The sequence below is a fragment of the Hugonella massiliensis genome (assembly GCA_001486445.1).
In the GTDB taxonomy this organism is placed as follows: domain Bacteria; phylum Actinomycetota; class Coriobacteriia; order Coriobacteriales; family Eggerthellaceae; genus Hugonella; species Hugonella massiliensis.
The window spans coordinates 637,906-651,939 of record LN908986.1 but is presented as its reverse complement, the minus strand read 5'-3'; the positions used below and the strand labels follow the sequence as shown (position 1 = coordinate 651,939).

Sequence of the window (14,034 nt, the reverse complement as noted above, 5' to 3'; positions counted from 1 at the left end):
CTACCTCCTCCTCACGCGCAAAACGTCGCCCTCCGGGAAGTTGTTAGGGTTCCAGGTGTAGTCGCCATCTTTCTCGTAGAGCGCGACGTACGGCCTGCGTTCGAGCCTGCCGCCACCGCGTGAGAGAGGGGCGGGGACCTCGGCGAACCCGATGACCGGGAAGGCCTTCAGACCGTAGGCCGTCCGCATCCAGACCTCGTCCCCGAGCTCGACCTCGGAGAACGGCACCTCCGCGGCGTCCAGGTACTCGCCGAGCCGCTCGCCCTCGGGCATCGAGGCGTCGAACTCGTGGAGCATCACGTCGAAGTCGTACTCGTTCTCCTCGGTAAAGCCGTCGTAGAGCCCCTCGCGGCCGACGATCTCCCAGCCGTCGATGACGTAGACGCCGTTGTCGCCGGGGTTGCTCAGGCGCTCGAAGCGGTCTATGCCCAGCGACAGGCTCCCGCCGAAGAAGTTGCCCATCACCTGGCAGATGCGCGCCCATCCGTAGCAGTCCGCGCTCGGCGGGCGGTAGCCCTGCAGCTCGCAGTACCGGAGCAGCGGCGCCACCGTGTCGAGACCTCCGTTCCAGTGCAGGTAGACGCCGATCTCGTGCTCCCTCGTGGTGATGACCGCCCTGTTTCCCATGATGTGCCTCCTAGGCTCGTGGGGCGCCCCTTTGGCGCTCCTCTTGGCCCGGGCGGTGCCGGCGGCCTGCGCGGCTGCAAGGGAGGAAGCGAAACCCGAGAGGGCTCGAGTTTTCGCCCATGGACATGGTGAATGGGGCGAAAAGTTTTCGCGGCCCTTGCCGCCGTGCGGGCCTTCGGCGATTCTGCCCAGGGTGAGGGGAGCGTCATGGGACGCCTCGTGCGTGGAGGTTCATTGGGAACAGGGGCGTCACCGCGATGGGGAGGCGTGCGCGGTTGCGCTGCCGGAACGGATGAATGGAATAGGCGCTTTGCATCACAGAAGCGATGTGCTCGCGCGCTCGAGGCGCTGGCAGATGCGCGCGGGTGTTGGTCGTCGGCGGATAAAATAGCGGCATGGCCATGGAGTAGAGATGGCCGAAACGGGCAACGCGCACTGGACATCTGGCGAGCTTGCGTTGCGGGAGCGATGCGACGCTAGGATGATGGCGGCTACCGTGGCAAGCGTCACGGGGCAGACGACCGCAGTGGCTCACTAAGCATCAGTGAGCGTGATTGCCGCCGGTCGGGCATCCCCCGCGGTGAAATGTGCGGAGGATCGATACAGCGCTGACAGGCTTACCTGCGTGCGTTTCGCGGAATGGCAACACCCGAGGAAACGAAGCGTGCGCGCGGCCGCCGGGAACGAAGGACGATTCGCCGGGGAAAGCGGACAGCAAGAAACCCCGGACCCTTGCGGGCCCGGGGCCGCGTAAGCGCCGGGGAGGGAGGTCACTCCACGGCGCAGAGCGCGTTGCGATGGTGGCGCAGGAGCGCCCGGCTGTCGGAGACGATCACCAGGCTCACGGTGTCGAAGCGGACGGTGCAGTCGCCGCTCTCGGGATGCTCGGCCAGGTAGGCTATCGCCAGGCGCTCGTTCGCCTTGCGGTCGATCTCCTCCTTGGGGAACCCGGTGCCGTTGTTCTCGCCGACGAGGCAGGTGACGAAGACGAGGTCGCCTTCGTCCCTGGCGATGTAGTCGACGCTCGCGTCGCCGTGCGCCCAGCCCCTCTCGAGGATCTCGAACCCCTTGCGCTCCAGGAACGTGCCGGCCGCCGCCATCGCCTTGTCCTTGATCGCTTCCATGATTGACCTCCTTCGGTTTCGGCCCGCCCCCGTGGCGAGCCTTGTGGCCCGCATGCCGCCGCGGTTCCCGGAGGGCGCAAGGGTAAAAGCAAAACCCGCCAGGGCCCGAGTTTTCGATCGCCGTCTTGGAATGCCCATCGAAAATTTTTTGCGGCCCTTGCGCCCGCAGGGGTTCGTGGCGAGCCTGCGAAGGTCCAAGGAAAGCCCCGGGAGGGACGTGACGGAGGAGGCCATCCGGATGCGGAACATGGCAGGCGATAGCGGCTCCGGGGCCTCGGCTGTGCAAGGGGCCAGAGCAGACGGGTGCTGGCGAATAACGGTGCGTGCGATACTGCAGGCAGGGCGGCGCTCACCACCCTTGCCCACCGCGCCGAACGGCTGCGGGCTACGGATGGGCCCTCCGCCGCCCGCCGTGGTGGAAAGCGTGGAGAGCGCGTTTCGGTTTCCCGTAGCCTTGGACGCCGGCATGCAGAGCCCCAACTGCGCCTGCCTCGACAATGCGGATGGGCGGTCTTCGCGCACGATGCCGCCGCAAGACGAGCCTGCGGTAAGATGTCACCATCGATCATCAGGAGGAGCACGTGCAGCAGCCAATCACCCGCAACGACCCGGCGCTCTTCTCCACCGAGGAGGAGAACCAGTATTTCGACCGGAAAAGCGCCCGCAAGGACGAGAAGGAAATAGCCAAGCACATTTGCGCCTTCGCCAACGCCTCGGGCGGCAAGCTCGTCATCGGCATCGAGGACGATGGGAAGATCACCGGCTTCAAACGTGATGGCGCGCACAATATCGAGGAGTTCGAGCAAGCTCCGATCGGCACCTGCACCCCGGGGCCGATCGTGCACCCCGAGCGCGTCCAGGTCGTGAACTGCATGGGCGAGGACGATGTGATTCTCGTTTTGGACGTCGAACCGTCGCCGGATCACGTGGTGTCGCGCATAAGCGACAAGGAGGTGTTCCTCCGTCAGAACGACAAGAGCGTCAAGCTCGATCGCGAGCAGGTTTTGGCTCTGGAGTACGACAAGAATCAGCGCAGTTATGAGAACGAGGTGCAGGACCGTTCTTCTATAGACGACATCGATGCCGAGGTCCTGCGGCGGTACAAGGACGACATAGGCGCAACCGGGCTGTCCGACGAGCAGGTTCTGCGAAGCCGTGGCTTTCTCGTGGACGGGCACCTGACGAATGCCGGCGTCCTCCTCTTCTCTGAGTATCCGGGGAAGTTCATGCCCTGGGCCAGGGTCCGCGTCCTGCGCGTGGACGGCACGAGCCTCTCGACGGGCAAACGCATGAACATCGTGAAGGACCGCACCTTCGACGGCCCGCTGCCCAGGCAGATCGAGGGAGCTCAACAGCTCATATCGAGCCTCCTACGGGAATTTCAGTTCCTCGGGGAGGACGGGCGCTTTGAGACGATTCCCGAGTATCCGGAGTTCGCCTGGTTCGAGGGCCTGGTGAACGCGGTAACGCATCGTAACTACGCGTTCTCCGGCGACTACATTCGCGTGACGATGTACGACGACCGCATGGAGATACTGTCTCCGGGGAGGCTCCCCAACATCGTGACGCTCGAGAACATGAGGCACACACGCTACTCGAGGAACCCCGTTCTCGCTCGCGCGCTGGTGGAGATGGGGTGGGTGCGCGAGCTCAACGAGGGCGTCCAGCGCATCTACGACGAGATGGCGAGCTATTTCCTCAACGAGCCCCTGTACACCGAGCCGAATAACTCCTCCGTGCTCCTGACGCTGGAGAACAGCGCCACCTCCCGTGTGCTAAGGCAGAACGACAGCCTCACAGCGGCCGTGTCCCAGGAAACCCTGGAAGGGCTCAGCGAGTACGAGATCGCTGCCATGAGGCTGGCGATGTCGCATGGGCGCGTCACGACGAAGGGGCTGGGCAAGGTGATTGAGAAGGGCCCGACCCTCTGCGCGCGGACGCTCAAGGGCCTATCGTCCGACAAGGGACTGCTGGTATGGCACGGGAGCAGCACTCACGACCCTTCCCAGTACTACTCGCTCAACGAGGCGGCTTTCGGTGCCGGTCGCTCGTGACCCACAGTCCTTCTCTGCAAGAGGCACGAACGGACTAGAACGGAGTAGAGAGGACTAAAACGGAGTAGAACGGAGTTTAAGAGGGCGAATCTGCCGCGGAAAGCGTCCGGCGGCAGATTCGACATGGCCCTTGAGCTGCGGGTATGGGTCTTTGATGCGCCGAGCGGACCAGAACGGAGTAAAACGGACCAGAACGGAGTAACTGGAGCGGGTGGGCCCCTGCGCGCAGTCTCCGCGTCGTTCACATGAACCTGAAGGCTGCCTTCGCTATGAATCTGACCGCCTTGAAAATCGCCTTAAGCGCTCGCATGGTCGGCCTCCCGCCTCTCGGCCTCTGCGAGCATGGCCCGCAGCTGCTCCACGGTGAACGTGAGGCCGGAGGCGCAAGCCGCCCCGGCGGCGTCGTCTCTGCCCGGGTCGTCGGCCGGGAACGACATGTCCACGTCGAAGGCCTCGGCGACCTTGGAGACGGCCGCCTTCTTGGCGTCCGGGTCCACGTCGGCGTAGGTGTCCAGCGTCATCGAGACGTTCGCGTGGCCGAGGTAGCTCGCCACGGTGCGCACGTCGGTACCTCCGGCGATCATCATGGTGGCGAACGTGTGCCGCAGGTCGTGGAAGGTGCACTTGAACCCGTTCATCTTGCAGAACGCGGCGAAGTCCTTTCCGAGCTGCGTGGGGTTGTAGTAGCGGCTCTCCGGCTCCTGGGTCCCCAGGATATAGGGGTCGGCGGCGGGGAGCTTGAGCTTCCTGAACAGCAGCTCGGTGTCCTTCCTCATGGCGCAGAGGATTGCGAACGTGTGCTCGGTGAGGGGGATCGTGCGGCTTTTCCCGGTCTTGGGCTCCTTCACGTAGTACCCGCCGTCGGCGTTGCCGAGCGCCCGGCGCACGGTTATGGTGCCGTCGTCTCCCAGGTCCGACCAGCGCAGCGCGCAGACCTCGCCGCGGCGCATGCCGGTGGTGAGGGCGAGCTCTATGGCCATGCCGAGCGGGCTCTCCGCCTCAGCGCGCACGGCGAGCCCGAGCATGCGGGTGCGCTCCGCGCGGTCGAGCGCGTTGATCTTTGGCTTCACGCGCTTGGGCGGCTTGCAGAAGTCGCAGGGGTTCTTGGCCAGGTAGTCCTGCGCGATGGCGAACTTGAGCGCCTGCTTGAGGAGGCGGAACGGCTTCTCCACGGACTTGGGCGCGTAGCCCTGGGCGGTCATGTCCGCCATCCACCCGTTAACATCGGCGATCGTGAGGTCGCAAAGCCTTATGTCGCCCAGGTAGCGGCTCACCTGCCTCGCCTCCGCGCGGTAGCCCTTCACCGTGCGGGGCTCAATGGTGCCGCTCTTCTCCTTGTAGTCGACGAACGACTTCAGGTACTCGCGCACTGTTGTGGACGACCCGCTCGCGCCGCCCTTGACCTCCAGGTCGACGATCAGCTCGTCGCGGGCCCTCTCGGCCTGGCGCTTGGTCTTCGCCTCTATCGTGTGGTAGGTGGTGACGATCTCGCCCGTGAGGGGGTCGTGGTGCGAGAGGATGACCTCCCATTTGTTCGTGTTCCTCCTGCGGCGCAGGCCTCTGCTCGTGTACTTCATGGGGCTGTCCTTCCAAGCGGTTTTCCACAGCCAACCGTGACCAACATTGTGACCCACAACGTGACCAACAATTGACCAACATTCGGATGCTGGAAAGACGGAAACATGGGCAAGCAGGGGAAGCGGAGAAGCGAAAAACCACATTTCGCACGCCGTTCACCTGCGGTTTTGGCACGGTCAGCAAAGGGAGAACGCCAGTGGAACAGACCCCCAGTCGCTCATAACCCGGAGGTCGTTGGTTCAAATCCAGCCCCCGCGACCAAAACTTCAAGCCCTCTTCGGAGGGCTTTTTTGTTGCGTATGGGCTTTTATTGGCTAGACTGTGCCTAGGATTACTAGTGTTCCAGCAAATCGCATGCTGTTCATGACTGACAAAACGCAGGGCTATAGGCCAAAATGCAGTCATATATATGCGATAGCACGATGACGCTTATGAGAGGGGGCGTGGTGGGTCCCAAGATTGACAACGGCGTAGCAGCCGACGCGCATTCTGCGGATCATGCCAGCGAACGAGAACCTTCATCGCATGAGAGCTCTACGAAAGGGCGGGCGGCAGGACGGCGTAGGCGCATCGCGCTCACGGTGGTCGCGCTTATCGCAATTGCGGCCATTGGTGTTGGAGGCTCCCAGCTATGGTCTAACTCGAAGGCACCAAGCTCCGATAGCGATATCTCCGCAGAAAACGTGATAACGAAATCACAGCTCATGGATGTCGTCAACGTAAGTGAACTCTCGACAGCGCAGTTCATCTACAACGGCATCGCTACCAAGTACAACGATGATGGCTCGGAGCGATATAAAGTCCGTTATACGGGTACCGTCACGGCAGGCGTTGACATGTCCCAAATAACCTTCGACGTCAACGATGAAGAGAAGACGGTCACCCCGCATCTGCCCGACATCGCTCTGTCAGTCAGCATTGAACCGGACATCGACTACATCCCTAGCAATCCTGGATCTAACCAGAAAGAAGCGCTCGAACTTTGTCAGCGGGATGCGAATGACGAAGTCGATGGTTCGACTGACATTCGAAGCGTCGCGCAACAGAACCTCCAGTCGACGATTGAAGGGCTCATCGACCCTCTACTCCAGACGCACGGGTATACCATCGAGTGGAGCGAATAGCTATGAAGGATGCAGCAAAGAGTCGCGACAAGACACCGAATAAAGCGCCGTCCATCTTCGGCGTCGTTGTCACCGTCGTTTTAGTTGCGGTAGCTATCGTTGTCTGCACGCTCGGCTTCGCCGGCAGCAGCAAGGCGGGGGTAGGTGCAGGGAACCAGAATCCTGCCGCATCTGAGTTCGCGCCAAGCAATACGCCTGATTTCTCTGACGTACAGTCCATCAGCCAACTTGCGACACTCAAATGCTATTACCATAACGTGGCGCACGCTGAAACCGAGCAACAAGACAACCCCCTCGGCTGGGTGTTCCACAGCGGTTACAAAAAAGTTTGGCTTGAATACGATGGCATCGTCACCGTCGGGGTTGACGCCAGCCAGATAACGATTTCTCAGCCTGATGCCAACAACGTCGTGATGGTACACGTGCCAGATGCGACCATCCAGAGTGTCCAAATTGACTACGATTCGCTTGGCGATCCCATAACCGATACGGGAATGTTCACTAATGTGACTGATGATGAAAAGACCCAAATGCTGGTTGGTGCTCAAAACGACATGAGAGACACTGCGGAGCAAAACAGTTCGCTCAAACAGCAGGGAACTGATCGCGCAAAAGACCTTATTCGTGAATGGGTTGAAAATACCGGTTCGCAGGTGGGCCAGACGTATACTGTGCGGTTTAATTAAGCAGCATTGCGTGCAACGTTTGCGGTATGAGGTCTTCGCTAACGCCAGCGAAGACCTCGTTATCCAAGCTGTTAGATTTCATACGATAGCAAGACTTCGCCTGTGATGAGTCCGGCCCTGCCGTACCTCCTCTCGCAAGATGTTCATGATGGCGACGCAGATTGCCCCCGCTTCGCTTCCGCGCCCGGGTCAGTCGAGGTCGCGTAAATCGGATAGATTTGACTAAGCATCTACCTGCGGAAACGTCCGAGCCATCCGCCATCGACCGCGTAAACGCCGCGTAAGCTCGCGTAAACAGGTGAAGTTCGCGGAGCCTTTCGTGCTCCAGATTCAGCTGGCTTCCGGAGATCTCGCTTTGCCCTGCTGCTGTTCAAATCGATAGAGGCGCCTAGCCGAACGGTGATCGTCGATTGCGTTGTCTCGAATAGCTTGAGCTACGAGGCGTAAGGTCGCGTAAACAGGACAGTCCGAACAAATCGACTACCTGCGGAAACGCCCGATTTGGCCGACGCCGACCGCGTAAACGCCGCGTAGGCTCGCTTAAACCGTCAAGGACTTACGCGAGCGTCCACACCGATTTCCGTTTGTCGAAAACAATCGTTCCCAAGCGGCGCATCTTGGCGAGTATGTTGCCGACCTTGTCGTATTTCTGAGAGTCTGTAAGCTCGCTGGAGAGCGACGGGAAAACGGTCTCATTCAGCTCAAGTCGCGATGCCGTGCCGTGCTTCCTCAGGTAATCGGTGACGAGGGCCTGGCAGTACTCTTCCGACTTGCCGCGCGATTCGACGTAGCTCGCCCGCGTGCCCGTGATCTCCGCAATAGAGGCAGCGACCCGTACATGAGGTCTGCGACCTTCAACGAGCCCCTTTCGACGCAGCCTCCGCAGAGCGGCGTCAGATATCGGGACGCCCTTCTGGACTCTGTCCAGAGCGAGGACGTCTTCGAAGGGCAGCTTGCTGTTCCGTATCAGCATCCTCGTGCGGCCTCTCTTCGATGCCCTTTCCCATGGCCGTCTGCCTTCCTCGTGCCGGGCCCCCTGGCGCGCCTTGTGGCGCGGATGGCGCCTGCGGGCAAGCGGCAGTGCAAGGGGTAAAGCGAAACGCGGATGCGCCTGAGTTTTCCGAGGGGCGCCCTGCGCCCGTCGGAAAAGTTTTCGCGCCCCTCGCACTAGAGCGACCGTAGGCGAGTCTTCGCTCCCAAAGCGAGACGGGGCAGGGTTTGCTACAGACGAGAAGGCATGGTAACGGGTACAAGTTGTGCCCGTTGCGCCTATTGCTGTGCTGCTCTAAGGTCGCAAATTGCGACCTTAGAGCTAGAGCCCCATTTTCTACTTGCCAAGCGTGGCGACAATCGAGTCAACGATGGCGGAGTCCTCAAGCTTGGCGACGGCGAAGCTCTTCTTGCCAGCGTCCTTCAGCGACGCTCCGACCAGGTAGCCTTCGTTACCGTCCAGAATGAGAAAGCGGTCATGGAACGAGGCCGTGTGCCTGACCTCGAGCGCGGGGTACTGCACATTGAATGTTGCCACATCACGTGCGGTGAGGCTGGTCTTGGGGTGTGTCCACACGGTGACGGAGACGCCCGACTGCTTCTTGGCGAGGATGTTGAGCGTCCCCGTGTCCATGTAGCCGTCGATCAGGACGATCTCGCGCTTGGCCCTTTGCACGAGCGAGACCAGGAACTCGAACGCGTCGTAGACCTGGCCCTCGAAGAAGACCTTCTGGTTCGGAGCCTCGTGCGCTCCCATGTAGTCGAAGACGCGCTCGAAGCGCTCGTCGGTCGAGTGCTCCAGGCTGTCCAGCCTGTGGTCGATGCTCCTGATCTGCTCGAACATATGGGCGTTGTCTGCGATGAAGTGGCGCATCTCAACGAAAGCGCGCATGATGCGGACACTTGCGTCAATTGCGACCTTGCTGCGGAGCACGCCCGAGAGCAGCCACGACTTGCTCGGTGTACACATGGGGAAAGTACGTGCGGCCAATCGAAGAATCAGTGTCCCGACCTGCTAAGGTGCCAATTCGGCACCTTGGCAGGTCCAGCTCCCCTCCTCTTGTGAGTTTGAAGCGAAAGTCCTCGGGGAAGCGGTCCTCATTACGCTTGGCGGCGCGGTTGAGCGCCCTTGTCTCAACGCCGTACAGCTCGGCAGGGTCGCTGTCGAGCATGACTTGCTGGCCTCGTACGCCCTCAGCCTCGGGTCGCCTCGCAGGTCGTGGAACGTGCAGTCGAAGCCGTTCATCCTGCAGAATGCGGCGAAGAAGTGCAGGGGGATTACAGGTCGCGTCCGAAGTAGATGACGTCGTCCATAGGGTTGCCGTAATACGGGTCGATTTCGTCGAAGCCCAGCTTGCGGTACAACGACACGGCGGCCTCGAGCGGCTTCACCGTGTCGAGTACCATGCGCGTGCATCCGTCCTCGCGCGCAAGCTCCATTATGCGTTCCGCCAGCCGCTCGCCCAGATGGTGCCCGCGCCCGGCCGGCTGCACATAGAGCCGCTTCATCTCGGCCGTCGTATCGTCCAGGCGGTGGTAGGCAACGCAACCGACGACCGTGCCGTCGGTGGTTACGGCGACGACGAGCCTGCCGTGCGGCGGCAGGTACTTGCCACCCAGATCGGCTAGTTCGTCTTCCAAACCTTGGAACGCCAGGTCGCGTCCCAGCCATTCGGTGTACTCGCGTATGAGCCCCTTTGCCTCTTCCAGATAGGGCGCGCCGTCCACAAGCTCCATGGTTGCCTCTCTATGCCATTCCGTCCGTTTCGGCCAATCCCATCAGAACCGATCGCACCCATGGATCGAAGGGCCCGAACGACGGCGGGAAGCGTTCTCGAAACAGTTCCGCGAGTTGTTTCGAGAGAAAGCGGGTGAGTGCCAGAGGCAAAGCGGAAGCGACCGTGGTTGAGGAGCCGAATCGCAGGATTTGCGCAACTGCGAAAGCTTGAGCGAATCGGGAAGTCGCTGATTAAACCCCACCTCTCGAATCAAACGCATAGCAGGTCAGAATCGTGTGCAACAATGAACGAGAACCGCCAGTTTTTACGCCGGCAACAAGGAGGGACTATGCACGAGGTCGCACACGTCGATATCAACATCGACCATGATTCGGGCGTTCCCGCCTATCGCCAGATCTACCAGCAGATTCGCAGTCAGATTGCCACTGGCAGCATACCCGCCGGCGCACTCATTCCCAAAATCCGCGATCTCGCCACGAACCTAGGCGTTGCCCGCAACACCGTCGAAGCGGCGTATCGCCAGCTCAGCCTTGAGGGCTTTGCAAGCGGGAAGCGCGGTGTCGGCTACGTGGTCGAAGAACTTGACTTCTCGAGCGTCGAACGACAACTGTCGTCGGAAAGCCCGGCATCTACTACCGTCCATCTTCCTGCGCATCGTAAAAGCCCGCTGGGGGACAGCCTGGGCTGTCGCTATGATTTCTCCTACGGGAACCGCGATCCCAGCGGGCTCCCCACAGGGCTTTTGAAATCGTTCGTCGCCGATGCGTTCGACGAGGCGGACCTCACCGGGGCCGCAACCTATATCGACCCCCTAGGCCTGCCTGCCTTGCGTACGTGCATCGCCCGCAAGCTCAACGCTACGCGCGAGATGCATTGCCAGCCCGACCTGGTCGTTATGCAGCCGGGGACGCAAAGTGCGCTTCACTCCGTTCTCTCGCTTTTTCCGTTCGAACAACGCAGCGTTGCAATCGAGAACCCCGGTTATGATGGGGCGCTGAGGGTCTTCCAGAGTCGCGCCACGCACATCATCGCTCTGCCCGCTTACCGCAGCGGGCACAACTTGCTTCGGGTGCTCGAAGACTGCGATGCGAAGCTCGTGTTCCTCACGCCCTCGAACCAATTTCCACTTGGCTACATCATGCCTCTCGCCACGCGTCTGAAGGTCATCGACTGGGCGAAACGGCACGATGCCTACCTCATCGAGGACGATTATTGCTGCGAGTACCGCTACGGCTCCGACGCCGTTCCATCCCTGCAGTCGCTGTGTCCGAGCCGCGTTATTTACCTGGGAACGATGTCGAAGATTCTTTCCCCTGCCATACGCATGAGCTATCTGGTGCTTCCACCAGCGCTGATGGAACGGTGGAACGACGTTCATCGGTACCGTTTCTGCGCACTGCCGTGGCTCGATCAGGAGATGATGTGCCTGTTCATGAGCAGCCCGGAGTGGACGCGCTACGAGCGTTCGACAGTCAACCGCTATCGCAAAAGCCATGACACTCTCATTGCGAGCATTCGCAAAGAGCTGGGGGATAACGTGCGCATCGTCGGCGGCGATGCCGGGCTTCATATCCTGCTGGGCGATAACGAGAAGCGCGACCAGTCGAAGTTGATCAATCTTGCACGCTCGCGTGACGTGCGCGTGTACGGAACCGACCGTTACTGGGTAGGAAAGGCTCGCCCGATGCGCAATTTCGTGCTGGTGGGGTTCTCCCAGATTCGCGAAGAGGATATCCCCGAGGGAATACGGCGTCTCGGCGAGGCCTGGTACGGTTAATGCGAAACGCCATCCCCCAACGTCTTATTGGTGCGTTGGGGGATGGCGTTAACCAGCTGGTCGCGCGAACGTCGGCCTTGCGTACGGAGCTGGGTCATCGTTGCTCGTCGGTTCTCGGGTTGGATCGGCTAGGCGAGCGAGTCGTAGTGGTCGTTCAGCACCCCGTCGACGTATTCGAGCAAGGCAGAGTAATAGCCTTCCGGTCGTGCTGCGTCGACATTGGCGCGGAAGCGCGCTATCCAGTGCAGCGGGTGGGCTTGAATGAACCATGCCGCCTTGTTCGCGGTTTCTCGAACAAGGTCTTGGTCGTTCGCGCTCGCTGCTGCCGCCTTCTCGCAGAGCACCGAGAGATACAGCAGCTCGATGCCCATGTGGTCTTCGAGCTGGTTGCTCTCGCCGTTCAGTTCGAGCCCCTCTGCAGCGATTAGCTGCTGCATCGCAACGGTCGCATGCCCATAGGCCACCTTCTTGTCGTTGCGGGGGTCGTTGACCGTCTCCCACGGGTCAGCGGCGGGACGCGGCGGGCCTATGAACAGGTGCGCGAACTCAACCGATGTCGCGATCATGCCCGCCACAGCCGGGTCGTTGCTGTAGACGAGCGCTCCCATGGCGTCCCGCTCAGCGTTTTCGTCGGCTTTGCGCGCGTACGCCTCGAGACGTTCAAGGCCTCGCTGGCCCTCGCTGTTTTCGGGAACGGGCATCTGCGCCCAAAACGACGGATCGAGCCCTTGGTAATTGCCCGAACGGTTCATGGGGGTGAGAAGCTCGTTTCCCACGAAGCCGTACACGGCGCCGTATGCGCGCCACTGATCGGCATCCAACAGATCGTTCACTTCGACTGACATGCACATCGCCTTTCTCTCACGCGTTATGCGCTTACGAGCGCTTCTTGATTGATGGTGTGCCGGCGCTTTCCAAAGAGCCGTTGCCCGCCGCTACCGCCTTGGTAACGGCGGGTCGGCGTCTTTGGGAAGCGCCGGCGGGGCGGATGCGAGCCCCGCCGGCATTGCGGGGGAGGCGCGTTCCCTGGGAGCCTCCCGCTACTTCTCAGCGTTTAGCAGCATCCGTGCGCTGGGAAGGTGCTGGCAGAGGGTTACTTCCCTGCGCGTTCGGCAGCGGCTTCCTGTGCGAGTTCGGCCACCTGGTCTGCATGCGCCTCTTTGTATTTGGGCAGCAGCTTGTGGATGAGGACGATGAAGACCGTGACGCCGAAGGAGATTACCGCGAGGGCAACCATGATTTCGGGTAACGTCGGCGCATAGTTGCTGGTCACTGCCCAAATCTGGTCGCCCGACGACAGACGTGCGGACAGCGAGCCGCTGGAAATGCCGGGGCCGTAGGCGATGTTGGGATGGATGAAGCTGGAGAACAGCAGCCACACGCGCTTGCAGAACACGCTTACCACGACGAAGGCCGATGCCCAGCCTATGATTTTCATGTTCTGGCGGCGCTTCTTAGAAGCGAGCATGATGAAGCTCACGACGAGCAAGATGATTTCGAGCCAGAAGAACGGTGCGGTCGAACCGAAGAACATCTCGCCAAGGGTCTGCAGCACGTGCTCTTCCTGCGGGTACGCGCTTGCGAGGACTTCGCAGAACACGAAGTAGAAGTCGAGTGCGACGACGGTGGCAAGCAGAATCGCAAGCTTGGAGAACAGGCGATCGGGAACTTCGAACCAGCCGCCTTTGCGCAGGCCGAACAGGGCGAGGATGAGCAGGCCCAGGCCGGAGTCCAAGGCGGACACGACGAACAGCGGCGCCATGATGGAGCTGTACCAGTCGCGTCCGATCTGCAGGCCCAGAATCCATGCGGTCACGGAGTGGACGAGGATGGCAACGGGCAGCGCGATGCAGCTTGCAACCCACTGCTTGTGGGCTGCGCCTTCCTTTTTGGAAACGAGGAAAACGAGTTCCACGATGTTCATGATGATGTACAGCGTGATGACGCACAGGTCCCATACGAGCGGGCTCATGAAGTTCGGGCCGGTGAGCATACGCCAAATGCGGGCGATTCCGCCTAGGTCGACCAAAACGAGCGCGCCGGCAACAAGGATGCACGACAGCGAGGTGACGATCGCCGGCAGGGCGATTTTCTCGTAGTCTTCGATATGGAAGACGCTACCCGCGGAAGCGACGATCAGGCCGCCGGCCGACAGGCCGACGAACAGCAGGAACAGGCAAATGTAGAGGCCCCAGGACGTGCCGTTCGACATGCCTGTGATGCCCAAGCCGAAGGTCTGCTGGCAGATCCAGCATCCCAGTCCGATTGCCATCAGCACGACAAGGACGCCGAGCGCGATCTTGACGGATTTCTTCATTGATTTCATCTTATCGGC

Annotated in this window: 13 protein-coding genes; 4 read left to right on the top strand and 9 right to left on the bottom strand. The window is 61.1% G+C overall.

What is annotated here, in order from left to right:
* Together BN3270_RS05370 and BN3270_RS05365 are read right to left on the bottom strand one after the other, a co-directional pair.
* On the bottom strand, positions 1-627 hold the full coding sequence (locus BN3270_RS05370; protein WP_058986126.1) for a hypothetical protein: 627 nt from the start codon (positions 625-627) through the stop codon (positions 1-3).
* Between the two features lie 770 nt (positions 628-1,397).
* Positions 1,398-1,751, bottom strand: a complete 354-nt coding sequence (locus BN3270_RS05365; protein ID WP_058986125.1) for a YraN family protein — start codon at positions 1,749-1,751, stop codon at positions 1,398-1,400.
* A 581-nt stretch (positions 1,752-2,332) separates the two neighbouring features.
* On the opposite strand from BN3270_RS05365, the gene BN3270_RS05360 reads away from it, so the two are divergent.
* Positions 2,333-3,805, top strand: coding sequence for an ATP-binding protein (locus BN3270_RS05360; RefSeq protein WP_271711933.1), 1,473 nt, complete (start codon positions 2,333-2,335; stop codon positions 3,803-3,805).
* 296 nt (positions 3,806-4,101) lie between these two features.
* Here the strand turns inward: BN3270_RS05360 and BN3270_RS05355 are convergent, their stop codons facing one another.
* Positions 4,102-5,439 carry a tyrosine-type recombinase/integrase gene (locus tag BN3270_RS05355; RefSeq protein WP_167551323.1) on the bottom strand — a complete coding sequence of 446 codons (1,338 nt, stop codon included), beginning with the start codon at positions 5,437-5,439 and terminating at the stop codon, positions 4,102-4,104.
* Positions 5,440-5,829: 390 nt separating this feature from the next.
* Here BN3270_RS05355 and BN3270_RS05350 point away from each other — a divergent pair, with 390 nt between their 5' ends.
* Positions 5,830-6,507, top strand: coding sequence for a DUF4230 domain-containing protein (locus BN3270_RS05350; protein ID WP_058986123.1), 678 nt, complete (start codon positions 5,830-5,832; stop codon positions 6,505-6,507).
* Between the two features lie 2 nt (positions 6,508-6,509).
* Complete coding sequence (locus BN3270_RS05345) at positions 6,510-7,193, top strand: DUF4230 domain-containing protein (RefSeq protein WP_058986122.1); 684 nt, start codon at positions 6,510-6,512, stop codon at positions 7,191-7,193.
* A gap of 556 nt (positions 7,194-7,749) precedes the next feature.
* Here the strand turns inward: BN3270_RS05345 and BN3270_RS05340 are convergent.
* The 4 genes from BN3270_RS05340 to BN3270_RS05325 form a co-directional block, all read right to left on the bottom strand.
* On the bottom strand, positions 7,750-8,166 hold the full coding sequence (locus tag BN3270_RS05340) for a hypothetical protein (protein WP_058986121.1): 417 nt from the start codon (positions 8,164-8,166) through the stop codon (positions 7,750-7,752).
* A gap of 354 nt (positions 8,167-8,520) precedes the next feature.
* A complete protein-coding gene (locus BN3270_RS05335; protein WP_058986120.1) occupies positions 8,521-9,075 on the bottom strand; it encodes a hypothetical protein in 555 nt (184 codons plus the stop codon).
* A 16-nt stretch (positions 9,076-9,091) separates the two neighbouring features.
* The gene (locus BN3270_RS09750; protein ID WP_408606206.1) at positions 9,092-9,415 is read right to left on the bottom strand and encodes an ORF6N domain-containing protein; all 324 of its coding nucleotides are present in this window, start codon (positions 9,413-9,415) and stop codon (positions 9,092-9,094) included.
* A gap of 46 nt (positions 9,416-9,461) precedes the next feature.
* A complete protein-coding gene (locus BN3270_RS05325) occupies positions 9,462-9,920 on the bottom strand; it encodes a GNAT family N-acetyltransferase (protein ID WP_058986118.1) in 459 nt (152 codons plus the stop codon).
* Between the two features lie 330 nt (positions 9,921-10,250).
* Between BN3270_RS05325 and pdxR the strand changes: the two genes are divergently transcribed.
* On the top strand, positions 10,251-11,699 hold the full coding sequence (pdxR, locus tag BN3270_RS05320) for a MocR-like pyridoxine biosynthesis transcription factor PdxR (protein ID WP_058986117.1): 1,449 nt from the start codon (positions 10,251-10,253) through the stop codon (positions 11,697-11,699).
* Between the two features lie 128 nt (positions 11,700-11,827).
* Here the strand turns inward: pdxR and BN3270_RS05315 are convergent, their stop codons facing one another.
* Complete coding sequence (locus tag BN3270_RS05315) at positions 11,828-12,544, bottom strand: TorD/DmsD family molecular chaperone (RefSeq protein WP_167551322.1); 717 nt, start codon at positions 12,542-12,544, stop codon at positions 11,828-11,830.
* A 248-nt stretch (positions 12,545-12,792) separates the two neighbouring features.
* A complete protein-coding gene (gene nrfD / locus BN3270_RS05310) occupies positions 12,793-14,025 on the bottom strand; it encodes an NrfD/PsrC family molybdoenzyme membrane anchor subunit (protein WP_082673376.1) in 1,233 nt (410 codons plus the stop codon).
* Positions 14,026-14,034: the final 9 nt, after the last annotated feature.

What these genes read in the sequence shown, in the direction of transcription:
- pdxR (WP_058986117.1), top strand. Translation starts at nt 10,251, where the DNA reads ATGCACGAGGTCGCACACGTCGATATCAACATCGACCATGATTCGGGC.
- BN3270_RS05365 (WP_058986125.1), bottom strand. Translation starts at nt 1,751, where the DNA reads ATGGAAGCGATCAAGGACAAGGCGATGGCGGCGGCCGGCACGTTCCTG.
- BN3270_RS05370 (WP_058986126.1), bottom strand. Translation starts at nt 627, where the DNA reads ATGGGAAACAGGGCGGTCATCACCACGAGGGAGCACGAGATCGGCGTC.
- BN3270_RS05335 (WP_058986120.1), bottom strand. Translation starts at nt 9,075, where the DNA reads ATGCGCGCTTTCGTTGAGATGCGCCACTTCATCGCAGACAACGCCCAT.
- BN3270_RS05325 (WP_058986118.1), bottom strand. Translation starts at nt 9,920, where the DNA reads ATGGAGCTTGTGGACGGCGCGCCCTATCTGGAAGAGGCAAAGGGGCTC.
- BN3270_RS05315 (WP_167551322.1), bottom strand. Translation starts at nt 12,544, where the DNA reads ATGTCAGTCGAAGTGAACGATCTGTTGGATGCCGATCAGTGGCGCGCA.
- BN3270_RS05345 (WP_058986122.1), top strand. Translation starts at nt 6,510, where the DNA reads ATGAAGGATGCAGCAAAGAGTCGCGACAAGACACCGAATAAAGCGCCG.
- BN3270_RS05340 (WP_058986121.1), bottom strand. Translation starts at nt 8,166, where the DNA reads ATGCTGATACGGAACAGCAAGCTGCCCTTCGAAGACGTCCTCGCTCTG.
- nrfD (WP_082673376.1), bottom strand. Translation starts at nt 14,025, where the DNA reads ATGAAATCAATGAAGAAATCCGTCAAGATCGCGCTCGGCGTCCTTGTC.